The organism is Paracoccus mangrovi (genome assembly GCF_042648425.1).
Classification (GTDB): Bacteria; Pseudomonadota; Alphaproteobacteria; order Rhodobacterales; family Rhodobacteraceae; genus Paracoccus; species Paracoccus mangrovi.
This window is the reverse complement of record NZ_JBHRXJ010000019.1, coordinates 26,566-50,577: the sequence shown is the minus strand read 5'-3', so window position 1 is coordinate 50,577 and position 24,012 is coordinate 26,566. Positions and strand designations below refer to the sequence as shown.

The window sequence follows — 24,012 nt, the reverse complement described above, 5'->3', positions numbered from 1 at the left end:
ATGGTCGCGCAGAACCTGTTGCTTGTGCTTGTTCTGGCGCCATTTGTCGCGGCCGCGCTGGCCGCCACCCTGCCCGCCCATGCGCGCAACGCGGAAACATGGCTGGCGGGGCTGACCATGCTGCTGGTGCTGGTCGTGCTGGGCGCGCTTTACCCCGAGGTGACGAACGGCCACAGCATCGAGGGCCGGGTCGACTGGATCGGCATCATCGGGCTGGACCTGACCTTTCGGCTGGACGGTTTTTCGTGGCTTTTCATGGTTCTGGTCGCGGGAATCGGGCTTATGGTCTTTCTTTACGCGCGCTATTACATGGCGCCCGAGGACCCGGTGCCCCGGCTGCATTCCTGTCTTCTGGCATTTGCGGGCGCCATGTCGGGCATGGTGCTTTCGGGCAATATCATCATGCTGGTGGTGTTCTGGGAACTGACCAGCCTGATTTCATTTCTGCTGATCGGCTATTGGTATCACCGACAGGATGCGCGGGCGGGCGCGCGGATGTCGCTGATCGTGACCGCGTCGGGGGGGCTTTGCCTTTTGGTGGCAATGGTGCTGATCGGCCAGATCGCCGGCAGCTATCAGCTTGCGGACGTGCTGCGGGCCGGGCCGCAGATCACCGGCCACCGGCTTTATCCCACCGTGCTGATCCTGTTTCTTTTGGGCGCCTTCACCAAATCGGCGCAGTTTCCGTTCCATTTCTGGCTGCCCAATGCCATGGCCGCGCCGACACCGGTTTCGGCCTATCTGCATTCCGCGACCATGGTAAAGGCCGGGGTATTCGTGCTTTTGCGGTTCCAGCCGGCGCTCGGGGGCACCGATGAATGGTTCCAGCTGGTCACCGGGATCGGGCTTGCGACCATGCTGATGGGCGCGGCGGTGGCGCTGTTCAAACACGATCTCAAGGGGCTTCTGGCCTATTCGACGATCAGCCATCTGGGGCTGATCACCGCGCTGGCCGGGATCGGCACGCCGATGGCGCTGATCGCGGCGGTGTTCCACATCGTCAATCACGCGGTCTTCAAGGCCTCGCTGTTCATGGCCGCCGGCATCATCGACCATGAAACCGGCACCCGCGACATGCGTCGGCTGTCGGGGCTGGCGCGGGTGATGCCGATCACGGCAACGCTGGCGATCATCGCCTCGGGGGCGATGGCGGGGGTGCCGCTTCTGAACGGGTTCCTGTCCAAGGAAATGTTCTTCGAGGCGACCTATGTCTGGAACAATGGCAGCCCGCTCGACAATGCGGCGCCCTATATCGCGGTGCTGGCGGCGGCCTTCAGCACGGCCTATTCGCTGCGCTTCATCGTCAAGGTCTTTTTCGGGCCACCCGCCACCGATCTGCCGCAACAGCCGCATGAGCCGCCCCTGCTGATGCGGTTGCCGGTCGCGGTGCTGGTGGCGATCTGTCTGGCGGTCGGCATCCTGCCCCAGGAGGTGCTGGGCGGTTGGCTGAAAACCGCAAGCGCGGCGCTGATCGGGCCGGATCTGCCGTATTTCAGCCTCAAGATCTGGCATGGCGTGAACCCGGCTTTGATCATGAGCCTGATCGCGATGGGGCTGGGTGTGCTGATCTATCTGCTGCCGCGCGGCATCATCGATTCGGGCGAGGACAGCACCCGCCTGATGCGGCGGCTGGATCTGGCCCGTCAATACAACCGAGGGATGGAGCTTTTGACCATGCGCCTGCCGCGCAGCCTGTTGCGCCTGCTTTCGGCCCATGGCTTGCAGGCACAGCTGCGCGCGGCGGTGCTTCTGGCGCTGGCCGGCGGCTGGTTCGCGCTGCGCGATCTGGACTGGAATATCGATCTGAACCAGCCCACGGCACGCGAGCTGGTCTTCGCCGCGCTCTGGATCGTTGGCGGCGCCTGTGCCATCGGCGCGGCATGGCAGGCCAAATATCACCGTTTCGCGGCCCTGATCCTGATGGGGGGTGCGGGGCTGGTGACCTGTGCCACCTTCGTCTGGCTTTCGGCGCCCGATCTGGCGGTGACCCAGCTTCTGGTCGAAATCGCGACCACCGCGCTTTTGCTTCTGGGCCTGCGCTGGCTGCCCAAGCGTGACGAGGAAATCCTGGGCGACCGCCACCTGCCGGCCCGGGCGCGGCGCTTTCGCGACCTTCTGATCGCGCTCGCCTGCGGCAGCGGCATGACCGCGATGGCGCTGGCGGTGTTGCTGACGCGGCCGGGCGCCTCGGTCGGGGACTGGTTCCTGCGCAATTCCTATGTCGAGGGCGGCGGCACCAATGTCGTCAACGTCATTCTGGTCGATTTCCGCGCCTTTGACACATTCGGCGAAATCACCGTGCTGGCGGTGGTCGGGCTGACCGTCTATGCGCTGCTGCGCCGGTTCCGCCCGGCCCCCGAAAGCGTCACCCGCCCGCGCCCGCAACGCGATGCCGAGGAACAGGCGCTTGAGGATTACCTGTTCGTGCCGGCGGTGCTGATGCAATGGATGTTCGCGCCGATCATCGCGCTTTCGGCCTATCTGTTCTTTCGCGGCCATGACCTGCCGGGGGGCGGGTTCGCCGCCGGGGTCACGCTGGCCGTCGGTTTCTTGCTGCAATATGTGGCCACCAGCGCGCGCTGGGTCGAGGCGCGGTTGACGGTGCTGCCGATGCGCTGGATGGGGGTCGGGCTGATCACGGCGGCCTCGGTCGGTGTCGGGTCATGGGTCTTTGGCTATCCGTTCCTGACCGCGCATGCGCAATATCTGGATATCCCGGTGATCGGCAAAGTGCCGTTTTCGACCGCGATGCTCTTCGATCTAGGGGTCTTTGCGCTGGTGCTGGGTGCTATCGTGCTGATGTTGATCGCCATCGCCCACCAGTCGCTGCGCGTGGCCCCGCGCCCGCGCCGCGGCGACAATCCCGGAAAGGAGGGCTGAGAACGATGGAGATCATCCTTGCCCTGGCCATTGGCGTGCTGGTCGGATCCGGCGTCTGGCTGATGCTGCGGCCCAGATCCTATCAGGTCATCGTCGGGCTTTGCCTGCTGGCTTACGGGGTGAACCTGTTCATCTTTGCCATGGGCCGGCTTTATGTCGGCGCCGCACCCATCATGCCCAAGGGCGGCTTTGTCGACCCAACCGCCTATGCCGATCCCTTGCCGCAATCGCTGGTGCTGACCGCCATCGTCATCAGCTTTGCCACCACGGCGCTGTTTCTGGTGGTGATGATCGCCGCGCGCGGCGTCACCGGCACCGACCATGTCGACGGGCGCGAGCGTGACCACCATGAATGAAGGCATTGCCCCCGATCACATCATCGCCGCCCCGATCCTGATCCCGCTGGTCGCGGGCGCGATCATGCTGTTTTACAACGACCGCTTTCGCCAGACCAAGCTGCTGATCGGGCTGGTGGCGGTGGCGCTGACATTCCTTGTCTCGCTTGAGCTGGTGGCCGATGTGAAATCCGCGACCGAGCGCGGCGGCACCGTGGTCGGGCTTTACCGGCTGGGCGACTGGCCGGTGCCGATCGGGATCGTGCTGGTGCTGGACCGGCTTTCGGTGCTGATGGTGATGCTGACCGCGCTTCTGGCGGCGCCCTCGCTGATCTATGCGGCGGCCGGCTGGCACGGCAAGGGCCAGCATTATCACAGCATGTTCCAGTTCCTGCTGGCCGGCGTCAACGGCGCCTTTCTGACCGGGGACCTGTTCAACCTTTTCGTCTTTTTCGAGGTGATGCTGGCGGCGTCCTATGGGCTGATGCTGCACGGATCGGGGCCCGAGCGGATCAAGGCCGGGCTGCATTACATCGCCATCAACCTTGCGGCATCGCTGTTGTTTCTGGTCGGGGTCGCGCTGGTCTATGGCACCACCGGGACGCTCAACATGGCCGATATCGGGCGGGCGCTGCATTGGCTGGACGGGCCGGACCGGGCGCTTTTGCATGCCGCCGCCGCCTTTCTGGGGCTGGCCTTCCTGATCAAGGCGGCGGCATGGCCGCTATGCTTCTGGTTGCCGCCGACCTATGCGGCGGCCTCGCCGCCGGCGGCGGCAATGATGGCGATCATGACCAAGGTCGGGCTTTACGTCATCCTGCGGCTGTCGCTTCTGGTGCTGGGGCCGGATGCGGGGCCATCGGCGGGGTTCGGGGCGCCGGCGCTGATGATTGCCGGCATGCTGACCATGGGCTTTGGCACCATCGGCATTCTGGGCACCGACGATCTTGGCCGCAAGGGCGGCTATCTGGCGATCATCTCGTCGGGGACGGTGCTCGCGGCAATCGGCTTCGCGCAGGCGGGCGGTGGCGCGCTGATGCTGGGGGGCGCGCTTTACTATATGATCGGCTCGACCGCGGCCATCGCAGCCTTTTTCCTGATCGCCGAGCCGGTGCGCCGCCGCGACGATCCCGACGAGGCGCGCGCCGATGACGATGCGGGCGCCCATGACTGGGCGCCGATGGGGCTGGACACGGTCGAGGACACCACCGCCCCCGCCAGCACCCGCACCGCCAGCTGGCTGACCATGGGGGTCTGTTTCGCGCTGGTCGCAGGGATGCTGGCGGGGTTGCCGCCGCTGCCGGGCTTTATCGGCAAATTCGCCATCCTGCGCGGCGCGGTTCAGGACAATATGCAGCCCACCGGCGAATTGCCGGTGCTGCTTTGGGTCTATGCCACGCTTTTGATCCTGTCGGGGCTCGGGGCGCTGATCGCGCTGATGCGTTTCGGCATCCGCCGCTTTTGGGGGCATGAGGGGCCGGCGCCGCGCATCCTTGCGCTTGAGGTGATCCCGGTGCTGATCCTTCTGGGCATGATCGGCTTGCAGACGCTGCGCGCGGACGCGCTGCTGAACTATACCCAGGCCACGGCAGCGGCGCTGCTGGTGCCGGGCACCTATCGCGACGCGGTGCTGGCCGGGGCCATGGATGTGCGCGCCGCACCGACCGCCAATATCGCCCCCGACTTGCCGACGCCCAAGGATACGCCCAAGGACAATGGGGGCCCGGAATGAACCGCCTGATCCCGCATCCGGTGCTGTCGGCCGCACTGGTTCTGGTCTGGCTGCTGCTGACAGCGTTTTCGCTGGGCCATCTGCTGCTTGGCGGGGTGATCGCGCTGGTCGCGGGCTGGGTGGTGGGGCACATGCATCCCCCGCGCCCGCATTTCCGGCGCTGGTGGCTGGTGCCGCGGCTGTTGGGGATCGTCGCGCGCGATGTCGTGCGATCGAATATCGCGGTCGCGCGGATCCTGATCCTTGGGCCGGATCACCCGAGCTATCACTCCGGGTTCATCGAACTGAACCTGCGGCTGCGCGATCCCAATGCCATCGCCGTTCTGGCGCTGGTTCTGACGGCGACGCCGGGCACGGCCTGGGTGGAATATGAACGCCGCGACAGCCGGCTTTTGCTGCATGTGCTGGACCTGCGCAGCGATGCCGATTGGCAAAGCCTGATCCGCGACCGCTATGAGGCCCTGTTGATGGAGATTTTCGAATGAGCGCGCTGATCCTGAACCTGGCGCTGACCTATGCGCAGATCGCGCTGATCCTGGCGCTTGCGCTGGCCTGCTGGCGGATGCTGCGCGGCCCGCGCGCACAGGACCGGGTGCTGGGCCTCGACACCATGTATATCAACGCGATGCTGCTGTTTCTGGTCATCGGCATGGGCAATGGCAATGTCTTTTTCTTCGAGGCGGCGCTGGTCATCGCGGTGCTGGGTTTCGTGGCGACGGTCTGCGCGGCCAAATTCCTGATGCGCGGCGAGGTCATCGAATGAGACATCTTGAACAATTGCCGCCCTGGGCCGCAATTCTCGTCGCGCTATGCGTGGTGATCGGGGCCAGCATGACCTTGCTGGGCGGGATTGGCGTGGTGCGGCTGAAAAGCTTTTACCAGCGCCTGCATGCCCAGACGCTGGGCTATAGCGGCGGCACGCTTCTTATCATCATCGCCTCGATGCTGATGTTTTCCCTGCTTGAGGGGCGCGCCGTCGTCCATGAACTGGTCATCGGCATCTTCATCACCGTCACCACGCCGATCACGCTTTTGATGCTGGGCCGCGCGGCGCTGCGCCGCGACCGCGACACCAAGCTGGGTCATGACGAAATCGTGCCGCCCCGGATGCGGCCGCCCGCTTCGGCGACGGACAGGACCGATTAGCGCGACTGCGCCAGCACCTGGCGCAGCTGGGCCGGATCGACATCGTCGGTGACAAAGGCATGTCCGATCCCGCGTGCCAGAATGAAACGCAGCCGGCCGTCCTGAACCTTCTTGTCCTGCGCCATCAGCGCGATCAGCGCCTCGTCATCGGGCAGATGGCCGGGAATGTCGCCGATGCGCGACGGCAGGCCCATCGCGGCAAAATGCGCGGCGACCCGTGACGGCGCCTCCTGGCTGCAAAGCCCCATCTTCGCCGACAGCTCGAATGCCAGGGTGCAGCCGATCGCCACCCCCTCGCCATGCAAAAGCCGGTCCGAATAGCCGGTCGCCGATTCCAGCGCATGCCCGAAGGTATGGCCCAGATTGAGCAGCGCCCGATCCCCCTGTTCGGTTTCGTCGCGCTGGACGATATCGGCCTTCATCTGCACCGAATGGCGCACCGCGCGCTGGCGCAGGGCCGCATCCCCGGCCAGCCCGGCGGCATTGACCTCGAGCCAGTCGAAAAAGCCCTCATCGCCCAAAAGGCCGTATTTCGCCACCTCGCCGTAACCGGCGCGGAAATCGCGCGGGGTCAGCGTCGTCAGCACGTCGATATCGGCCAGAACCAGCGACGGCTGATGAAAGGCGCCGATCAGGTTCTTGCCCTGCGGGCTGTTGATGCCGGTCTTGCCGCCGACCGAACTGTCCACCTGTGCCAGAAGCGAGGTCGGGATCTGCACGAAACGCACGCCGCGCCGCAGGATCGCGGCGGCGAAACCGGCCAGATCGCCGATCACCCCGCCGCCAAGCGCGATCACAAGATCGCGGCGCTCGATCTTTTGGGACAACAGCCATTCGGTCGCCTGACCGAGCGCGGTCCAGTTCTTGGTCGCCTCGCCCGCGGGCAGCGCCAGCGACGTGGCCGTGATCCCCGCCTCGGCCAGCCCCGCCTGCAAGTCCGGCAGATGCAGCGCCGCCACGGTTTCGTCGGTCAGGATTGCCGCGCGCCGGGGCCCCGCAAGGGCGGTGATTTCCTGTCCCGCACGGGCCAGCAGCCCCTGCCCGATCCGCACGTCATAGGAACGCGCGCCCAGATCGACGCGGACGGTCTCGGTCATCATATGGTCTCCAGGATGGCGGGATCATGGCTGTGAATCGCCTCGATGGCGCGATTCGCGGTTTCTTCGATGCTGTCGCCGCGTCGGGCGGCGACGCGGATATCGGCCAGCGCATAGACCGGCCTGCGTTCGTTCAAGAGCCGTTCCAGCGTGCCGCGCGGATCGGCGGTCTGCAACAGGGGCCGCGTCGGGCGCTGCCGGACCCGGTGCCACAGCGTTTCCAGATCGCAATCCAGCCAGACCGAAACCCCATGCGCGCCGATGCGCGCCCGGTTTTCCGGCCGCAGCCACGCGCCGCCCCCGGTCGAGACGATTCCCCGCCCCGACGCCAGCACCCGGCCCAGCACCTCTGATTCGCGGGCGCGAAAGAATTCCTCGCCGTCGCGGGCGAAAATTTCGGGGATGGTCATGGCGGCGGCGCGCTCGATCTCGACATCGGTATCCGAGAAGGGGCGACCCAACCGGCGCGAAAGTTCGCCCCCGATTGCGGTTTTGCCCGCCCCCATCATTCCGATCAGCACGATGTTTTGCCGCATCACCCGTCCGGGCCCCTCCATTTGAAACCGTGTGACTGATGGCGTGATCTTTCCGGAAATGCCATATATATTTCGCGCGGCCCGGCATAAGACCGGTGCGACAAGATAAATTCGAGGCGGAAAGGGCTTTTCATGCGGCTTTTGAAAGTGGTGGTGGTTTTGCTGGTCCTGGTTCTGGCGGCACTGGCCGGCTACGCCTATTTCGGCGACATGAGCTCGGACCCGCAAGAGATGCGCATGCCGGTGCAGCTGGATCTTGGGGTCGAAGCCCCCGCTCCGACCGCCGGCGCGGATGCGGCCGCCGATGCGACAGGAAATTCCGATGCGGGCGCAGATGCCGCGCCCGCCGGACAGGACACCCCGGATGCGACCGCCGCGACCGATCACGGCGCGGTGGCTGGACAAAATGACCTCGACTGATCTTTTCCGACTTCGCCCGCTGCTCTTCGCTGTTCTGGGCGTGACCGCGACCCCCGCGCTGGCCGAGACCCCGCTTTCGGCCAGCGACTGGCTGTCGGGCAGCGTCAAGCAGCCTGACAATATCTCGTCCTGGCGCCCCGGCGACAAACGCCCGCCCAATCTGCGCAGCAACACCCAGCGCGAGATCGCGGCGACCGGCGCGGTCGAGCCGGTCGGCGTCACCCGGCTCGGCGAAGGCAATGCCGATGGCAAGGGCACGGTTTCGCCGCGCAGCGCCGGGCTGACGCCGAATCTGTGGGGGCCCAGCGATGTCGAGACGCTGGTGCGGCTGATCGGCGGCCCGCCCCCGCGCCTGCCGGCGCTGCGCCGGCTGGAACGCCGCATCCTTGCCGCCCAGCTGCAACCGCCGGCCGCCGGCCCCGGTCAGGAAGGCGCGCTGTTTCTGGCCCGTGTCGACAAGCTTCTGGACATGGGGGCGACGGGCGCGGCCAAGGAATTGCTGCAAGCCGCCGGCCCCGCCCATCCCGAACGCTTTCGGCGGCTTTTCGACATCGATCTTTTGTCGCGCGACGAGGCCCGCGCCTGCGAGATCATGGACCGCACCCCCGGCGTCGCGCCCAGCTTTCCGGCCCGCATCTTCTGTCTCGCGCTTGGCGGCGACTGGCCGGCGGCGGCGCTGGTCTTTCACGGCGCCGAAACCATGGGCAAGATCGACCCGCAGATGTCGGCCCTGCTCGCGCAATATCTGGATGACGGCTATTCCGACCAGACCGAGGAACTGACCCCGCCCGAGGTGGTGACGCCCCTGCAATTGCGCCTGCATGAGGCGATCGGCCAGCCCCTGCCCTCGACGAACCTGCCCTTGGCCTTCGCGCTGGCCGATCTGGATCACCATGGCGGCTGGAAGGCGCGGCTCGACGCGGCCGAACGGCTGGCGCGCGCGGGCGCCATTCCCGCCTCGCAGCTGCGCATGATCTATCTGGAACAGCGGCCGGCCGCCTCGGGCGGGGTCTGGGACCGGGCGACGGCGATTCAGGCGCTGGACGCGGCCTTGGCGGCGCGCGATCCCGAAGCCTTGGCCAAGGCGCTGCCCACGGCTTATGAAACGATGCTGGCCGCCGGGCTGGGGCCGGCGCTGGCCGATATGACCGGGGCCGAGCTTGGCGCATCGGGGCTGACCGGGCGGCCGGGCCAGATCGCGCTTTGGCTGGCCTTGCAGGCCGCGCAGCCGCAGGTAGTCGAGAAACCCGCCGCCGATCTGACCGAGTTCGACCAATGGCTGCTGCGTTTCGCCGATGGCGAACCCGAAGCGGCCCCGCCCCCCGGCGCGGGGGAACCCGCGGCGCGCGCGGCTTTGCTGTTTCCCGCGTTTCTCGGCCCCTCGGAACGGGATGTTCCACAGGCGGCGGCGGCGCTGATCCTGGCCGGAAAGCGCGGCGAGGCGATGCTGGGCGCCATCGCGGATACCGATGCGGGCCTCGACGGCGATCTGAACCGCGCGGCCCAGGGGCTGCGCACGCTGCGCGCTCTGGGCCAACAGGAAATCGCCCGTCAGGCCGCCGTCGAGCTGATCCTGGCGCCGGTGCTGATCGCCCAGCCCGGCACCCGCAGCCAAAGGTAGGGGCGCGATGGCCGGCGGAAGGAAAGCCAGCACCGCCGCCCCCGGCACGGGGGGCCGGGCCGGCAACCGCATCTCGGCGTTTCTGGACGCGCAGGCGGCCGAATCCGGAGCCGCGCGCAACACGCTTCTGGCTTATGGGCGCGATCTGATGGATTTCAGCGACTGGCTGGCGGCGCGCGGTCAGGACCTGCTCACGGTTCCGCGCGAAGGGGTCGAGGATTACCTGACCCATTGCGACGCCGAGGGCCTGTCGCGGGCGACGCGGGCGCGGCGGCTCTCTTCGATCCGGCAATTCACCCGCTTTGCGCTGGACGAGGGCTGGCGCGAGGACGACCCCGCCGGCCGCATCCACGGCCCCGGCCGCACCCAGCGCCTGCCCAGAACGCTGGACCGGGCCGAGGTTCAGGCCATGATCGACGCCCTGCCGCGGCTGGGCCGCAACGATCTGGAACGCGCCCGCAATCTGGTGCTGGTCGAGCTGATCTATGCCACCGGCATGCGGGTCAGCGAGCTGGTCTCGCTGCCGGTCAGCGCCTGCCGGGGCGATCCGGCGCTGCTTTTGATCCGGGGCAAGGGCGGCAAGGAACGCATGGTGCCGCTCAGCGCGCCGGCGCGGCGCGCGCTGAGCGCGTGGCTGGTCCTGCGCGACCGCGCGCCCGCCGACAGCCCGCTGGGCAAACTGGTTGCCGGGCGCGGCGCACGCTGGCTCTTTCCCGCCCCCAGCCAACAGGGGCACATGACCCGACAGGCGATGAACGCGCTTCTGGGGCAACTCGCGGCGCTGGCGGGCGTCGATCCGGCCCGCGTCTCGCCGCATGTGATCCGCCACGCCTTTGCCACCCATCTGCTGGAGGGCGGCGCCGATCTGCGCGCGATCCAGACGCTGCTTGGCCATGCCGATCTGGGCACGACCGAAATCTATACCCATGTGCTGGATGCGCGCATGCGCGATCTGGTGCTGAACCATCACCCGCTGGCCCAACCGCCCCGGAACGAAGAGTAAGCGATGTTTTCCCTGACCGCCCCGGCCGCTGCCGCAGGCACCGCCGTCGCCACGACCGAAGCCGCCGCTGCCGCCGCGCCGGGCTATGACCTGACGCTGTGGCTGACGGCGGGTGCAATCGTGGTGCTTTTGGCGCTTTCGGGGTTCTTTTCGGGGTCCGAGACGGCGCTCACGGCGTCAAGCCGGGCCAAGCTGCGGGCGCGCGCCGACAAGGGCGACCGGGGCGCACAGCGGGCGCTTTCGGTGACCGAGGACAGCGAGCGGCTGATCGGTTCGATCCTCTTGGGCAACAATGTCGTCAACATCCTTTCCGCCAGCCTTGCGACCGCGCTCTTTACCCGGCTTCTGGGCAGCAGCGGCGTGGCGGCGGCGACGCTGGTGATGACGGTGCTGGTCCTGATCTTTTCCGAGGTCCTGCCCAAGACCTATGCCATTCTCGCCCCCGAGGATCTGGCCAGTCGTGTCGCCCGGCCCATCGGCATCGTGACCCGGATCATGTCGCCCATCGTGACCGTGGTGCGGCTGATCGTGCGCGGGATCCTTGCGCTTTTCGGGATCCGCGCCGATGGATCAGGGCTGGTCTTTTCCGTGCAGGAGGAAATCGCCGGCGCGCTGGCCATCGGCCATTCCAGCGGCGCCGTGCAAAAGGAGGAACGCGACCTTCTGATGGGGGCGCTGGATCTGGGCGAACGCTCGGTCGAGGAAATCATGCTGCACCGTTCGGGGATCCAGATGCTGGACGCCGAACTGCCCGCCGACGCGGTGCTGGAACAGGTGCTCAAAAGCCCCCATACCCGCCTGCCCGTCTATCGCGGCGAGCGCGAGAATGTGGTCGGCGTCATCCATGCCAAGGATCTGTTGCGCGGCGTGCGCCGGGCGATTCAGGACAAGGGCCCCGAGGCGTTGAAGGATTTCGACGTTCTCAGCACCGCCATGCCGCCCTATTTCGTGCCCGACACCACGGCGCTGGACGAACAGCTGCGCGAATTTCTGCGCCGGCATACGCATTTCGCGCTGGTCGTCGACGAATATGGCAGCCTGCGCGGGCTGATCACGCTGGAAGATATCCTTGAGGAAATCGTCGGCGAGATCACCGACGAACATGACACCGATGCCGTGCAATCGCTGTCCCCCGATCCGCAGGGCGATTATCTGGTCGATGGCGCCATGACCATCCGCGACCTGAACCGGGCGCTGGACTGGACCCTGCCCGATGACGAGGCCAATACCCTGGCCGGGCTGGTCATCCACATGGCCCAGTCGATCCCGACGCCCGGGCAGGTGTTTTCCTTTGAAGGCTATCGTTTCGAGGTGGTGGCACGGCGCGAAAACCGCATCACCCGCCTGCGGGTCCGGCCGCTGGAAATCGGGGAATAGGCCCGTATTTCAACGCCCCCCTTGCCGCACGAACGACAGGAGAGACGCTTGTCCCGGGAACTGATCCTTGCCTTCTGGAAGGCCATGGCCACGAACGACTTTCATCATGCAAGCCGCTGGCTGGATCCCGGATTCGAATATTACATGCCGCAGACACGGGAATATCTTCGGGGACCCGAGGCTTTTGCGGCGCTCAACACCGCCTATCCGGCCGCCGGGAAATGGCGCTTTGCCGTTCGCTCGGTCGTGGCCGATGGTCATGAGGCCGTTTCGGATGTCGAAGTGACGGACGGGACCGTGACCGCCCGCGCCGTCACCTTTCACAGCGTGGAAAACAACCTGATCCGAAGGCAGGTCGAATATTGGCCCGATCCCTATGCCCCACCGCAATGGCGCAGCCAATGGGTGCGCGTGGTGGACGATTTCCCGTTCTGAACCGGAACCGCCCGCCGGTCGCGGCGGGAGGCCATTATCGCGCCGCCGCCGAAACGGCTGCGCCCCGCCGCAGATCGGGGCGCAGGTTCCGGCCCGGTTTCCCTTAGTGATCGGCCATGCTGGCGGCGCGTTTCGCATCCTCGAGGTTATTGCCGGCGCCGTTGAAAAAGGCGTTCAGCACCACGGCCGCGATGGTCGCCAAAAGAATGCCCGACTCGATCAGCGGATGGATGGCATGGGGCAGCCATTGCTTGAAATCGGGCGCGATCAGCGGGATCATCCCGAAGCCAAGCGCCACCGCCACCACGAACAGGTTGTTGCGGTTGCCGGCGAAATCCACCGTCGACAGGATTCGGATCCCGGTCGCCGCGACCATGCCGAACATCACCAGCCCCGCGCCCCCCAGCACCGCCGTCGGCAGCGATTCCACCGCCGCCCCCATCTTGGGCACCAGCCCGAACAGGATCAGGATCAGCCCGCCCGCCACGCAGATATAGCGGCTTTTGATACCGGTGACGCCGACCAGCCCCACGTTCTGGGAAAACGAGGTATAGGGAAAGGTGTTGAAAACCCCGCCGATCAGCGTACCCAGCCCATCCGTACGCAGGCCCGCGCTCAGCCGCTCGGGGGTGATCCTGCGGCCGGTCATATCGCCAAGCGCCAGAAACATCCCGGTCGATTCGATCATCACCACGATCATCACCAGCACCATGGTCACGATCAGCACCGGATCGAATATCGGCATGCCGAAATGAAAGGGCGTGACAATGCCGAACCAATGCGCCTCGGCCACCTTGTCAAAGGTCATCTGCCCCAGAAGGATGGTCAGCGCCGCCCCGATCAGCATGCCCAGAAGCACCGCGATATTGGCGACAAATCCGCGCCCGAAGCGCGCGATCAACAGGATCGCCACCAGCACGACACCCGAAATCACGATATTGATCGGGCGCGCGTAAAGCGGGTTTTGCACGCTGGGCGCCACCTTCAGGCTGTCGGGGATCGCGGGCACCACACCCTCGCCCGCCATTTCCTTGATATTGTTCAGCCAGCCCGCGGCCACCGGATCGACCAGCCGCGGCGCCGTCGGCCCGATCGGGTTGCCAAAGATCCAGTTGATGCCCACCCGCATCAGCGTGACCCCGATCACCAGAATGATCGTGCCGGTCACCAGCGGCGGGAAAAAACGCAGCATCCGCCCGATAAAGGGCGCGATCAGCATGGCGACGATGCCCGCGCCGATGATGGCGCCAAAGATCATGCGCGCGCCGTCCGGCCCCGGATAGGCATTGGCCATCGCCACCATCGGCCCGACCGAGGCGAATGTCACCCCCATCATCACCGGCAGCTGGATCCCGAACCAGCGCGTCACGCCCAGCGACTGGATGATGGTCGCGATGCCGCAGCAAAACAGATCGGCCGAAATCAGGAATGCCACATCCTCGGGCGCAAGGTTCAGCGCCCGGCCCACGATCAGCGGCACCGCCACCGCGCCGGCATACATCACCAGCACATGCTGCAATCCCAGCGTGGCCATGCGCAGCGGCGGCAGGATTTCATCCACCGGGTCGACCGCCGCATTATGTTCCCTTGCCATCAAGACCCCCTGTCCCAGATCCATGCGATAACGAAACTGTGACAGGGGCGCGGCCCGCTTGGCAATCGCTTTATGCGCGAACCGCCATATGTGCCGCGTCCATCCCGGGGGCGGCAATGCGGGCGCGCACCGGGCGCGGGCAAAAGCCCATCGACCGGGCAGCGCCGCCTAGGACATGCCGCGCCGCAGAACCTTGATCAGCGGCAGGCCCGGCCAAAGCGCCTCGGCCGCGTCGGCATGGCGGCTGGCACGGGCGGCATCGCCCGTTTGCAGGGCGCGCAGCACCGCCGAAAGGTGCAGCATGGGATTTTCCGGCGCGATCTCGATCGCCGATTCCAGCCATTTCCAGCCACCGCGCCCAAGATCGGCGGCGAAGCAGGTATCGGCCAGCCGCTTGTGGGTGAGCGCATTGCCCGGATAAAGCCCGTCCAGCCAGCCCAGCAGCGCAAAGCTGCGATTGAGCCGCCCGTGCAGGCGCAGGATCGCGGCGCAGAACCCAAAGCGCAGCGCCGCCCCCGCCCCGACCACCGGCTTTTCCTTGGCTTCCAGCTTGTCCTCGATCTCGGAAAGGCCGGCGGCGACCGGCTTCATCTTTTCCCAAAGGCTCGGCCATTCGCGCAATTCGCGCAGCAAGGCCTTGTCGCGGACGAATTCCGACCAGTCGAGCCGCAGCACCCAAAGCGGCAGCATCTTGGCGTCGCCGCCGCTTTCGGGCGCAAGCCGGGTAAAGGGCGCCGTCAGCTTTTGCGGAAACATCAGCGCCTTGGCCGAGCCGGTGTCCTGACGCATCATCTTGCGCGCCAGAACCGGGATGATCGGCCCCTCGGCGGCGCGCCCGGTGAACAGCATGGTCAGAAACTGGCCATCGACCTCGGGGTTCTGTTCGGGCTTGTTGCCGGCATCGGCCATCAACAGGATCTGGCGGCATTGCGGCTTGTCGCGATGGCGCAGCAGCGGCGCGGCCAAACCGCGCTCGGCCAGCGCCCGCGCCTTGCCCATCCGGCCGGCCGCCCAGGCCGTCATGGCCAGATCCTTGTAAAGAAACGGAAACTCACCCAGAAACGCGTCCTGGCCATCCAGCGCATCGACCAGTTCGGCGCCGCGCCCGACCACGACCGCATGACGCGCCGCATAGCCCGCCGATTGCGCCAGATCGCCGGGGGCGAAAAAGCTGTCCTGCGCCGCGATCACCCGTTCCAGCAGCGCGTCATAGGCCGCCCGGCGCAGATCCTCGGGCAAGGCGCCCGGCAAAGCCACGATCCGGCATCGGCCGGCCACGGCGGCGGCGCGAGAAAAGGCGCTGTGGCTGGGCGCGCCGACCTGGGCGCATTCCGACATCAGCACCAGTTCCAGCAGATCGCGCGCCGGCTGCGGCAGGCGGGCATCGCCGAAAACCTCGGTCACGGGCAGGATGCGCGGATTGCCCTGCGCCAGATGCCGGACCGCCTCGGGGGTGTCGCTGAACGAGATCACCGGCCCCTCGCCCGTCGAGATAAAGGCGCGAAAGAACTCGTCGGGCACATATTTCGTCGCCCATGAGGAATAGCACCATGGCGGCACGTCCAGAATGTCGCCCCGGCGGACATGGATCGCCACCGGATCGCCGCCGCCGGCCCGCGCCACCACCTTGCGCGCCCGCACCAGCGCCTTTTCCAGCGGCGCGGCCAGCCGGATCTGGCGGGCGATCTCGCGCATCTCGGCCTCGGCATCGGGCAGGGTTTCGTCCATGAAACGCACCGTCTCGGACATGGTGGTGCAGGAATAGCGCCCGCCGCCGGCCAGCCTTTCGCCGAAACCCCGCGCATTCATGCTTTGCGCGACCGCGCCCACATCCTGCATCTGCGACAGGTCGGGCGCCTTGTCGACGACGCGGATATGTTCGGCCACGAACGCGGCCGACAGGAAATCATGCGGATCGGCCAGTTCGGGATAGGGGCCTTCAGGCTCGCTCAGCCACAGAAAGCGGCCCTTGACGCCGAATTTCTGCGCCAGCCGCATCACGTTGAGCATGCAGATCAGGCGCGCTCCGATCCGGTCCTGACGAAAACCGGTAATCTGGTCGTCTGTATTCATGCAAATCCGTCCCGCAGATTCCAATGGCGGCTTGCAACGCCGCCTTGGCCTGCCTATCAGGGCTTGCCGTCACCTAACAGCAGGGAATTCCGCTATGGACATCGCCGACCGTATCAAGGCCGACCCCGCGCATTGGCGCCTTGCGAACGCTATTCGCGCCCTTTCCATGGATGCCGTGCAGGCGGCGAATTCGGGCCATCCCGGCGCGCCCATGGGCATGGCCGATGTCGCCACGGTCCTGTTCAGGAACCACCTGAAATTCGATGCGTCGAGCCCGCACTGGTTCGATCGCGACCGCTTCGTGCTGTCGGCCGGCCATGCCTCGATGCTCATCTATTCGGCGCTCTACCTGACCGGCTATGAGCAGATGACCATCGACCAGATCCGCAATTTCCGCCAATGGGGCGCGATCACCGCCGGCCATCCCGAATATGGCCATGCCGAGGGGGTCGAGACCACCACCGGCCCGCTGGGTCAGGGCATCGCCACCGCCGTCGGCATGGCCATCGCCGAAGAGGCGATGCGCGCCCAGTTCGGCGCCGATCTGTGCAGCCACAAGACCTGGGTCATCGCCGGCGACGGCTGTCTGATGGAGGGCATCAGCCAGGAAGCCATCGCGCTGGCCGGCATGCAGAAGCTCGGCAACCTGATCGTGCTTTGGGACAATAACGACATCACCATCGACGGCCGGGTGTCTCTGTCGGACAAGACCGATCAGCTCAAGCGCTTCGAGGCCTCGGGCTGGCGCGTGCTCAGCTGTGACGGCCACGATCCGGCCGATATCGACCGCGCGCTGACCGACGCCGCATCGGGCAAGGACGGCCGCCCGGTCATGGTCGCCTGCAAGACGATCATCGGCTATGGCGCGCCGAACAAATCCGACAGCTCGGGCGTCCACGGCTCGCCCCTGGGCGCCGAGGAAATCGAGGCGGCGCGCAAGGCACTTGGCTGGACCGCGCCTGCCTTTGTCATCCCCGAGGACATTCTGGCCGATTGGCGCGCCATCGGTGCGCGTGGCAAGGATGCCCGCGCGGCCTGGAACGCCCGCGTCGACGGCGCCGCGAACCGCGACGAATTCGCCCGCCGCATTTCGGGCGAGGTCAGCGACAAGCTTGCCCCCACCATCGCCGCGCTGAAGGCGCAGGCGCTGGAGAGCAAGCCCAAGGTCGCCACCCGCCGCGCCAGCGAAATGGTGCTCGAGGTGATCAACCCCGAACTGCCCGAAACGCTGGGCGGCTCGGCCGACCTCACCGGCTCGAACAACACCCGGACCAAGGATCTGGGCATCTTCTCGCCGGAAAACCGCAAGGGCCGCTATATCCACTACGGCATCCGCGAACACGGCATGGCGGCGGCGATGAACGGCATCTGGCTGCATGGCGGTTTCCGGCCCTATGGCGGCACTTTCATGTGTTTTGTCGATTATGCGCGCGGCGCCATGCGGCTTTCGGCGCTGATGGGCCTGCCCGTCACCTATGTCATGACCCATGACAGCATCGGCCTTGGCGAGGACGGCCCAACCCACCAGCCGGTCGAGCATCTGGCGATCTGCCGGGCCACGCCGAACACGCTGATGCTGCGGCCCTGCGACCTGATCGAGACCGCCGAGGCCTGGGAAATCGCGCTGTCGAACGAAACCACGCCCTCGGTCATGGCGCTGTCGCGTCAGAACCTGCCGCTCTTGCGCGAGGATGCGGGCGAGAACCGGACCGCCAAGGGCGCCTATATCCTGCGCGAGGCCTCGAAAGAGCCTGCGGTGATCCTGATGTCCTCGGGTTCCGAGGTCGAGATCGCCGTCGCCGCCCGCGACCTGCTTGAGGCACAGGGCATCCCGACGCGCGTCGTCTCGGTCCCGTCGATGGAACTGTTCCGCGATCAGGACGCCGCCTATCGCAAGGAGGTCCTGCCCAAGGGTCCGGTTCGCATCGCCATCGAGGCCGCCATCCGCCAGCCCTGGGACTGGCTGCTTTTGGGCGAACGCGGCAAGGAAAAGAAAGCCGGCTTTATCGGCATGACCGGCTTTGGCGCCTCGGCGCCGGCGCCCGCGCTCTATAAGGAATTCGGCATCACCCCCGAGGCGACCGTGGCCGAGGCCCGCCGCCTGCTGGGCTGACCCCGCATCCCCGGGGCCTTGACCCATGCTTTGGAACGGCCGCGCCCCCCGCGCGGCCGTTTTCATTCGGCGACCGCCTCTGGACCCCGGTCCCCCGCGCGGGCATAACCCCGGAGGAACGGAGACCACCATGACATTGCCGCCCCCCGATCCCGGCCCCCTGCCGCAGATCATTGCGCCCGCAGGTGACCCCGCGCGCAAGACGCAGATGCAGGGCATCGCGCTTTTGCTGCTGGCGATCGTGCTGTTTTCGCTCATGGATGCGACGGCCAAGCATCTGGGCGAGACCTATCACCCGGCCCAGATCGTCTGGGCGCGATTCGTCGTCAATCTGGGCATCGTCGTGCTGGTTCTGGGACCGCGCCTGCGCCGCGCCATCATCAGCCAGCAGCCGCGCCTGCAATTCGCGCGCGGGCTTTCGCATATCGCCTCATCGGGGCTGTTCTTCACCTCGTTGCAGGTGATCGGTCTGGCCGAGGCGACGGCGATCATGGACATCAACCCGGTTCTGATCACGCTGGGCGCGGCGATATTTCTGGGCGAATCCATCGGCATCAAGCGCGTCATCGGCATTCTGGCGGCGCTTTGCGGGGCGATGCTGATCATCCGCCCCGGCGCGGGCGTGTTTCAGCCGGCCGCCCTGTTGCCGCTGATCGGGGCATTCACCTATGCGGCCGGCGCGATCCTGACGCGGCTGACGCGCAGCGATTCCACCGCCACCTCGGTGCTGTGGTCGGCGATGGTCGGCTCGACCCTGGCATCGTTTGTGGTGCCGTTCTTCTGGCAACCCATCGCCATGGGCGATCTGTGGATCTTTGCGCTGCTGGGGCTTTTCGGCACGGTGTCGCAGGCGCTGCTGATCCGGGCCTTTGCCCTGGCCGAGGCCTCGGCCATCGCGCCCTTTGGCTATACCGGGCTGGTCTGGGCGGGCTTGTGGGGTTTTCTGTTCTGGGGCACGATCCCCGACATCTGGACGGTGGCCGGCGCGTTGATCATCGTCATCGCCGGGATATATGTCTGGGTGCGCGAGGCCCGCGCCATGCAGCGCGGCGCATGAAACGCGAATGGACTGGGCCCGACGAACTGGACCCGACGAACAGGACCGCGATGACCGAAACCGAGACACAAGAGCCCATCGCCCTGCGCGACCGCATCGCGAATGCGGCCTTCCTGGCGCTTATGGGGATTGCGCGGATCCTGCCTTATGACCGGCGCATCCCCTTTATGGGCTGGCTGTTTGCGCATGTGTTGGGGCCGCTGGCGGGCTGGCGCCGGCGCATCCGCGACAATCTGGCCATGGCGCGTCCCGATCTGACCGCGCATGAGGTGCGCCACCTGACCCGCGCCGTGCCCGAAAATGCCGGACGTTCGCTTGCGGAAATCTATTCGGGGACCGAGTTCACCGACCGCATCCACGAGGCCGATCCCCTGACCGGGCCGGGCCTTGCCGCGCTGGAACAGGCGGCGCAGGCGGGGCGTCCGGTGATCCTTGCGGTGGCGCATTTCGGCAATTACGACGCCATGCGCGCGGCCTTGTCGGGGCGTGGCTGGCCGGTCGGCGCGCTCTACCGCCCCATGAACAACGAGGCCTTCAACCGCCATTACATCCCCGCCATGCGCGCCATCGCCGAGCCGATGTTTCCGCGCGGGCGCGCGGGCCTTGCCTCGATGCTGCGCTTTCTCAAAGGCGGCGGCTGGATGGCGCTGGGTTTCGATCAATATGACGGGCACGGGGCCGAACTCAGCTTTTTCGGCCTGCCCAGCAAGACCGTGCTGACGCCGGCCGAGCTGGCGATCCGCTATGATGCGCTGATCGTGCCGGTCGCCGGCATCCGCCAGCCCGACGGGCTGAGCTTCAAGGTCGAGGTGGGCGCCCCGATTCCGCATAGCGACCCGGCCAGCATGATGCAGGCGCTGAACGACGATCTGGAACTGCTGGTCCGTGCCCATATGGAACAGTGGTTCTGGGTGCATCGGCGTTGGAAACGGCGGGGTTAGGCGGCGAAACCCTTTCCCTTAGGTTGTCTCGCGGTCTATAAGCGCTCAAACGCTGCCGCGCAGAGAACGCGGTCCCCACAACGAAAGCCAGAGGACGGCATGAGCGACGATTCCAAGAAAGCCGGTCAGGACAAGCGCCAGCACGAGGGCGATGTGGCCTTTATTCAGGCACTGGCCGAGCTGCTCAATCGCAATGAGCTGACGGAACTGACCGTCAAGCGCGAATATGACGAAAACGACCGGCTGACCGTCAGCCTGTCGAAACAATCCCGGCAGATCGCCGTTCAGACGCTGGCCGCCGCCAGCCCGGTCGCGGCCCCGGTCGCCGCGGCCCCCGCGCCCGCCGCAGCCGCCCCGGCCGCCGCCGCCGCGACGGCCGAGGATCCGGCATCCCTGCCCGGCATCGTCACCTCGCCCATGGTCGGCACCGCCTATCTTTCGGCCGAACCCGGCGCCGCGCCCTTTGTCAGCATCGGCGCCCAGGTCAAAGAGGGCGACACCCTGATGATCGTCGAGGCGATGAAGACCATGAACCACATCCCCTCGCCGCGTTCGGGCACCGTGAAACGGATCCTGGTCGATGACGGCAATCCGGTCGAATTCGGTTCGCCCCTGATGGTCGTCGAGTGAGGCGGGCATGTTCGACAAGATCCTGATCGCCAATCGCGGCGAGATCGCGCTGCGCGTGATCCGCGCCTGCCGCGAAATGGGCATCCAGTCGGTTGCGGTCCATTCCACCGCCGATGCCGATGCCATGCATGTGCGCATGGCCGACGAATCCGTCTGTATCGGGCCGCCGCCCTCGCCCGAAAGCTATCTGTCGATGCCGGCGCTGATCTCGGCCTGCGAGATCACCGGCGCGCAGGCGATCCATCCGGGCTATGGCTTCCTGTCGGAAAATGCCGGCTTCGTGCAGATGGTCGAGGATCACGGCATCACCTTCATCGGCCCCTCGGCCGAACATATCCGCATCATGGGCGACAAGATCACCGCCAAGGAAACCGCCAAGGCGCTTGGTATTCCGGTGGTGCCCGGATCGGATGGCGGCGTGCCGGATGTGGAAAGCGCGAAACGCGTGGCCGGCGAGATCGGCTATCCGGTCATCATCAAGGCCACCGCCGGCGGCGGCGGGCGCGGCATGAAGGTGGCACAGGACGAGGCCGGGCTGGAAACCGCATTCCGCACCGCCCGCGCCGAAGCCAAGGCCGCCTTCGGCAATGACGAAGTCTATATCGAGAAATACCTGCAACGTCCGCGCCATATCGAGGTACAGATCTTTGGCGATGGTCGCGGCCGCGCCGTGCATCTGGGCGAGCGCGACTGTTCGCTGCAACGCCGCCACCAGAAGGTGCTGGAAGAGGCGCCCGGCCCCACCATCACCCCCGAACAGCGCGCCGAAATCGGCGGTATCTGCGCCAATGCCATGGCCGAACTGGGCTATCGCGGCGCCGGCACCATCGAATTCCTGTTCGAGGACGGTCGCTTTTATTTCATCGAGATGAACACCCGGCTTCAGGTCGAACATCCTGTAACCGAAGCGATCTTTGGCGTCGATCTGGTCCGCCAGCAGATCCTGGTCGCCGCCGGCGAAGAGATGGAGCTGCGTCAGCAGGATCTCAAGATCAACGGCCACGCCATCGAGGTCCGCATCAACGCCGAAAAGCTGCCGAATTTCACCCCCTCGCCGGGCACGATCACCCAGTATCATGCGCCGGGCGGTCTTGGCGTGCGCATCGACAGCGCCATCTATGACGGCTATCGGATCCCGCCCTATTACGACAGCCTGATCGGCAAGCTGATCGTGCATGGCCGCGACCGCCCCGAGGCGCTGGCGCGGTTGCAACGCGCCTTGGGCGAGCTGATCGTGGACGGGGTCGACACCACCATCCCGCTGTTCCGCGAATTGCTGGAGAATCCCGATATCCGCAGGGGCGATTACTCGATCCACTGGCTTGAGAAATGGCTGGCGGCAAAAGCGGCAAGCTAGGAACCGGGGCGCCGGCCGGTCGCGACCGGCGCCAACGAAAAGGCCCTGATCCAGGGGGCCCGCGATGACCGAGGTCCTGACACCGGCGATCATGTTGCGGGCCTATGCCATGGGGATATTTCCCATGGCCGCCTCGGCCGACGATCCGCAACTGCAATGGTTCGAGCCGACATTGCGCGGCATCCTGCCCGTCGGCGGCGTGCATCTGTCGCGGTCCATGCGGCGGGCCTTGCGCCAAAGCGATTGGCGCGCCCGCATCGATGATGATTTTCTGGCCGTGGTCGATGGATGTGCCGACCGCACCGAAACCTGGATCAATGCCGAATTGCGCGCGCTTTACGCCGAATTGCACCGGCTTGGTCATGCCCATGCGCTGGGGGTCTATGCCGGCGAGCAGCTGATCGGCGGCATGTTCGGCCTGACGCTGGGGCGCGCCTTTTTCGCCGAAAGCATGTTTTCACGCAGAACCAATGCCTCAAAGGCGGCGCTGATCTGGATGTCGGCGCATCTGGCGGCTTGCGGGTTTCTGCTGTGGGACACGCAATATCCCAACCCGCATCTGGCGTCGCTGGGCGGGCTGACGATTTCACGCGGCGAATATCGCCGCCGGCTGGCCATCGCGCTGGGACAGGGTGCGGCGGATTTCACCGCCGCCCAACCGCCCCTGCCTCAGGCCTTGGTGCAGGAAATCACCCAGACGTCGTAACGCGCATCGTCCAGCGCCGAAAGCGCCGGGGACGATGCGATCATCCAGCCCGAAAACACCCGCGCATTGGCGCGCATGTCGGTGATGGTCATGTCGGCAAAGGCATCCGAGGTCGGGTCGGCCGCCGGAAAGCGGCATTCGCCCAGACGCACCTCAAGCCGGCCGAATTCGACCGCCTGCCCGGCGGCAAGGGTGAAATCCTGGGTCTGGCCGGTCACCTTGTCCAGACCGCGCAGGACGGCACTGTCGCCGCGCGCGGTTTTCGGCCCGCGTGCGGCCGCGACAGCGGCCTCGCGCTCGGCGGCCGAAGGTTCGGCCGGAACCTCGGCATCGGGATCGAAGGCCGGATCGACCATCAGCTGGTCTTCGGCGGCCGGCTCTTCGGCGCTGTCCTGCGCGGCGGCGGGGATCGCCCCGAGCATCAGGCACAGCAGCGCCGGGATCAGGCCGAACCGGGCCGTGACGGCGGTGAGGCGTGTCGTCAGATCGGTCATGGCTTGTCGTCCGAAGCTTGCGAATCCACGAATTTCATCATCAGCGAGATCAGGCTGACCGCGCCCTGCACATCCTCGATCTCGTCGCCGGGTTGCAGGTCGTCGGGCGCGCCGCCCGGTTGCAATTCGATATAGGCGCCACCCAACAGCCCGTCGGACTGGATCAGCGCGGCGCTGTCGCTGGGCAGGCGGATCGTGTCGGGGATCTGTAGCCGGGCCTCGGCGAAATAGGTCTGCGGGTTCAGGTCAACCGCCGCGACGCGCCCGACCTTGACGCCGGCGACGCGCACATCGGTGCCCGGCTCGATCCCGTCGACATTGGGAAAGGCGGCGCGCAGCTCATAGCCGCCGCCCAGCCGCGAGGCGAGGCCGCTGCCCGCCATCGACCATGCCAGAAACCCGGCGGCCACGGCAAGCACGGCGGCGCCGACCCAAAGCTCGGCCCGTTCGGCGGCGCTGTTCATC

At 66.5% G+C, this 24,012-nt stretch carries 23 protein-coding genes; 17 read left to right on the top strand and 6 right to left on the bottom strand.

Annotated elements, in window-relative coordinates; translation table 11 throughout:
- Genes ACFOMH_RS18325 through mnhG form a run of 6 tightly spaced genes read left to right on the top strand, consistent with a single transcriptional unit; the run spans position 1 to position 6,093 of the window.
- Entirely contained in the window at positions 1-2,880 is a 2,880-nt protein-coding gene (locus tag ACFOMH_RS18325; RefSeq protein WP_377746282.1) for a monovalent cation/H+ antiporter subunit A, read from the top strand.
- A gap of 5 nt (positions 2,881-2,885) precedes the next feature.
- Positions 2,886-3,236 carry a Na+/H+ antiporter subunit C gene (locus ACFOMH_RS18320; protein ID WP_374422103.1) on the top strand — a complete coding sequence of 117 codons (351 nt, stop codon included), beginning with the start codon at positions 2,886-2,888 and terminating at the stop codon, positions 3,234-3,236.
- Positions 3,229-4,947, top strand: a complete 1,719-nt coding sequence (locus ACFOMH_RS18315) for a monovalent cation/H+ antiporter subunit D (RefSeq protein WP_377746296.1) — start codon at positions 3,229-3,231, stop codon at positions 4,945-4,947. Before ACFOMH_RS18320 ends, ACFOMH_RS18315 begins: the two co-directional genes overlap by 8 nt.
- A complete protein-coding gene (locus ACFOMH_RS18310) occupies positions 4,944-5,432 on the top strand; it encodes a Na+/H+ antiporter subunit E (protein ID WP_377746279.1) in 489 nt (162 codons plus the stop codon). The genes ACFOMH_RS18315 and ACFOMH_RS18310 overlap by 4 nt, the downstream gene beginning before the upstream one ends.
- Positions 5,429-5,710 carry a K+/H+ antiporter subunit F gene (locus tag ACFOMH_RS18305; protein ID WP_374422100.1) on the top strand — a complete coding sequence of 94 codons (282 nt, stop codon included), beginning with the start codon at positions 5,429-5,431 and terminating at the stop codon, positions 5,708-5,710. The genes ACFOMH_RS18310 and ACFOMH_RS18305 overlap by 4 nt, the downstream gene beginning before the upstream one ends.
- A complete protein-coding gene (gene mnhG / locus ACFOMH_RS18300) occupies positions 5,707-6,093 on the top strand; it encodes a monovalent cation/H(+) antiporter subunit G (RefSeq protein WP_377746278.1) in 387 nt (128 codons plus the stop codon). The genes ACFOMH_RS18305 and mnhG overlap by 4 nt, the downstream gene beginning before the upstream one ends.
- Here mnhG and aroB read toward each other — a convergent pair.
- On the bottom strand, positions 6,090-7,193 hold the full coding sequence (gene aroB, locus ACFOMH_RS18295; protein ID WP_377746276.1) for a 3-dehydroquinate synthase: 1,104 nt from the start codon (positions 7,191-7,193) through the stop codon (positions 6,090-6,092). The two genes, mnhG and aroB, sit on opposite strands and share 4 nt — an antisense overlap.
- The gene (locus ACFOMH_RS18290) at positions 7,190-7,726 is read right to left on the bottom strand and encodes a shikimate kinase (RefSeq protein ID WP_374422096.1); all 537 of its coding nucleotides are present in this window, start codon (positions 7,724-7,726) and stop codon (positions 7,190-7,192) included. Before ACFOMH_RS18290 ends, aroB begins: the two co-directional genes overlap by 4 nt.
- A 132-nt stretch (positions 7,727-7,858) precedes the next feature.
- Here ACFOMH_RS18290 and ACFOMH_RS18285 point away from each other — a divergent pair, with 132 nt between their 5' ends.
- From ACFOMH_RS18285 to ACFOMH_RS18265, 5 genes are read left to right on the top strand one after another with little or no spacing between them, the layout of a single operon-like run.
- Complete coding sequence (locus tag ACFOMH_RS18285; protein ID WP_377746275.1) at positions 7,859-8,146, top strand: hypothetical protein; 288 nt, start codon at positions 7,859-7,861, stop codon at positions 8,144-8,146.
- 40 nt (positions 8,147-8,186) lie between these two features.
- Positions 8,187-9,767 (top strand): hypothetical protein, encoded by a 1,581-nt coding sequence (locus ACFOMH_RS18280; RefSeq protein WP_377746273.1) that lies wholly within the window; start codon positions 8,187-8,189, stop codon positions 9,765-9,767.
- 7 nt (positions 9,768-9,774) lie between these two features.
- A complete protein-coding gene (locus ACFOMH_RS18275; RefSeq protein WP_377746272.1) occupies positions 9,775-10,770 on the top strand; it encodes a tyrosine recombinase in 996 nt (331 codons plus the stop codon).
- Between the two features lie 3 nt (positions 10,771-10,773).
- A complete protein-coding gene (locus tag ACFOMH_RS18270) occupies positions 10,774-12,147 on the top strand; it encodes an HlyC/CorC family transporter (protein WP_377746270.1) in 1,374 nt (457 codons plus the stop codon).
- Between the two features lie 48 nt (positions 12,148-12,195).
- Positions 12,196-12,582 carry a nuclear transport factor 2 family protein gene (locus ACFOMH_RS18265; protein ID WP_374422084.1) on the top strand — a complete coding sequence of 129 codons (387 nt, stop codon included), beginning with the start codon at positions 12,196-12,198 and terminating at the stop codon, positions 12,580-12,582.
- Positions 12,583-12,685: 103 nt separating this feature from the next.
- Here the strand turns inward: ACFOMH_RS18265 and ACFOMH_RS18260 are convergent, their stop codons facing one another.
- On the bottom strand, positions 12,686-14,176 hold the full coding sequence (locus ACFOMH_RS18260; protein WP_377746268.1) for a nucleobase:cation symporter-2 family protein: 1,491 nt from the start codon (positions 14,174-14,176) through the stop codon (positions 12,686-12,688).
- Positions 14,177-14,344: 168 nt separating this feature from the next.
- Complete coding sequence (locus tag ACFOMH_RS18255) at positions 14,345-16,249, bottom strand: hypothetical protein (RefSeq protein WP_377746267.1); 1,905 nt, start codon at positions 16,247-16,249, stop codon at positions 14,345-14,347.
- Positions 16,250-16,343: 94 nt separating this feature from the next.
- Here ACFOMH_RS18255 and tkt point away from each other — a divergent pair, with 94 nt between their 5' ends.
- From tkt to aat, 6 genes are all read left to right on the top strand, one after another.
- Entirely contained in the window at positions 16,344-18,362 is a 2,019-nt protein-coding gene (gene tkt / locus ACFOMH_RS18250; RefSeq protein ID WP_377746266.1) for a transketolase, read from the top strand.
- 130 nt (positions 18,363-18,492) lie between these two features.
- Entirely contained in the window at positions 18,493-19,419 is a 927-nt protein-coding gene (locus tag ACFOMH_RS18245; protein ID WP_377746264.1) for a DMT family transporter, read from the top strand.
- A gap of 50 nt (positions 19,420-19,469) precedes the next feature.
- Positions 19,470-20,360 (top strand): lysophospholipid acyltransferase family protein, encoded by an 891-nt coding sequence (locus ACFOMH_RS18240; RefSeq protein WP_374422075.1) that lies wholly within the window; start codon positions 19,470-19,472, stop codon positions 20,358-20,360.
- 99 nt (positions 20,361-20,459) lie between these two features.
- Positions 20,460-20,990, top strand: coding sequence for an acetyl-CoA carboxylase biotin carboxyl carrier protein (accB, locus tag ACFOMH_RS18235; protein ID WP_374422073.1), 531 nt, complete (start codon positions 20,460-20,462; stop codon positions 20,988-20,990).
- 7 nt (positions 20,991-20,997) lie between these two features.
- The gene (accC, locus tag ACFOMH_RS18230; protein ID WP_377746263.1) at positions 20,998-22,347 is read left to right on the top strand and encodes an acetyl-CoA carboxylase biotin carboxylase subunit; all 1,350 of its coding nucleotides are present in this window, start codon (positions 20,998-21,000) and stop codon (positions 22,345-22,347) included.
- Between the two features lie 64 nt (positions 22,348-22,411).
- On the top strand, positions 22,412-23,053 hold the full coding sequence (aat, locus tag ACFOMH_RS18225) for a leucyl/phenylalanyl-tRNA--protein transferase (protein ID WP_377746261.1): 642 nt from the start codon (positions 22,412-22,414) through the stop codon (positions 23,051-23,053).
- Here the strand turns inward: aat and ACFOMH_RS18220 are convergent.
- Entirely contained in the window at positions 23,017-23,547 is a 531-nt protein-coding gene (locus tag ACFOMH_RS18220; RefSeq protein ID WP_374422068.1) for a DUF2155 domain-containing protein, read from the bottom strand. The genes aat and ACFOMH_RS18220 overlap by 37 nt on opposite strands.
- A complete protein-coding gene (gene mlaD / locus ACFOMH_RS18215; RefSeq protein ID WP_374422067.1) occupies positions 23,544-24,011 on the bottom strand; it encodes an outer membrane lipid asymmetry maintenance protein MlaD in 468 nt (155 codons plus the stop codon). The genes ACFOMH_RS18220 and mlaD overlap by 4 nt, the downstream gene beginning before the upstream one ends.
- Position 24,012: the final 1 nt, after the last annotated feature.

Excerpts from the sequence above, each read along its gene's own strand:
- ACFOMH_RS18325 (WP_377746282.1), top strand. The coding sequence starts at position 1 with ATGGTCGCGCAGAACCTGTTGCTTGTGCTTGTTCTGGCGCCATTTGTC.
- ACFOMH_RS18245 (WP_377746264.1), top strand. The coding sequence starts at position 18,493 with ATGACATTGCCGCCCCCCGATCCCGGCCCCCTGCCGCAGATCATTGCG.
- tkt (WP_377746266.1), top strand. The coding sequence starts at position 16,344 with ATGGACATCGCCGACCGTATCAAGGCCGACCCCGCGCATTGGCGCCTT.
- ACFOMH_RS18255 (WP_377746267.1), bottom strand. The coding sequence starts at position 16,249 with ATGAATACAGACGACCAGATTACCGGTTTTCGTCAGGACCGGATCGGA.
- ACFOMH_RS18260 (WP_377746268.1), bottom strand. The coding sequence starts at position 14,176 with ATGGCAAGGGAACATAATGCGGCGGTCGACCCGGTGGATGAAATCCTG.
- ACFOMH_RS18275 (WP_377746272.1), top strand. The coding sequence starts at position 9,775 with ATGGCCGGCGGAAGGAAAGCCAGCACCGCCGCCCCCGGCACGGGGGGC.
- aat (WP_377746261.1), top strand. The coding sequence starts at position 22,412 with ATGACCGAGGTCCTGACACCGGCGATCATGTTGCGGGCCTATGCCATG.
- accC (WP_377746263.1), top strand. The coding sequence starts at position 20,998 with ATGTTCGACAAGATCCTGATCGCCAATCGCGGCGAGATCGCGCTGCGC.
- mlaD (WP_374422067.1), bottom strand. The coding sequence starts at position 24,011 with ATGAACAGCGCCGCCGAACGGGCCGAGCTTTGGGTCGGCGCCGCCGTG.
- ACFOMH_RS18220 (WP_374422068.1), bottom strand. The coding sequence starts at position 23,547 with ATGACCGATCTGACGACACGCCTCACCGCCGTCACGGCCCGGTTCGGC.
- mnhG (WP_377746278.1), top strand. The coding sequence starts at position 5,707 with ATGAGACATCTTGAACAATTGCCGCCCTGGGCCGCAATTCTCGTCGCG.
- ACFOMH_RS18305 (WP_374422100.1), top strand. The coding sequence starts at position 5,429 with ATGAGCGCGCTGATCCTGAACCTGGCGCTGACCTATGCGCAGATCGCG.
- ACFOMH_RS18310 (WP_377746279.1), top strand. The coding sequence starts at position 4,944 with ATGAACCGCCTGATCCCGCATCCGGTGCTGTCGGCCGCACTGGTTCTG.
- aroB (WP_377746276.1), bottom strand. The coding sequence starts at position 7,193 with ATGATGACCGAGACCGTCCGCGTCGATCTGGGCGCGCGTTCCTATGAC.
- ACFOMH_RS18315 (WP_377746296.1), top strand. The coding sequence starts at position 3,229 with ATGAATGAAGGCATTGCCCCCGATCACATCATCGCCGCCCCGATCCTG.
- ACFOMH_RS18270 (WP_377746270.1), top strand. The coding sequence starts at position 10,774 with ATGTTTTCCCTGACCGCCCCGGCCGCTGCCGCAGGCACCGCCGTCGCC.
- ACFOMH_RS18285 (WP_377746275.1), top strand. The coding sequence starts at position 7,859 with ATGCGGCTTTTGAAAGTGGTGGTGGTTTTGCTGGTCCTGGTTCTGGCG.
- ACFOMH_RS18290 (WP_374422096.1), bottom strand. The coding sequence starts at position 7,726 with ATGCGGCAAAACATCGTGCTGATCGGAATGATGGGGGCGGGCAAAACC.
- ACFOMH_RS18320 (WP_374422103.1), top strand. The coding sequence starts at position 2,886 with ATGGAGATCATCCTTGCCCTGGCCATTGGCGTGCTGGTCGGATCCGGC.
- ACFOMH_RS18240 (WP_374422075.1), top strand. The coding sequence starts at position 19,470 with ATGACCGAAACCGAGACACAAGAGCCCATCGCCCTGCGCGACCGCATC.
- accB (WP_374422073.1), top strand. The coding sequence starts at position 20,460 with ATGAGCGACGATTCCAAGAAAGCCGGTCAGGACAAGCGCCAGCACGAG.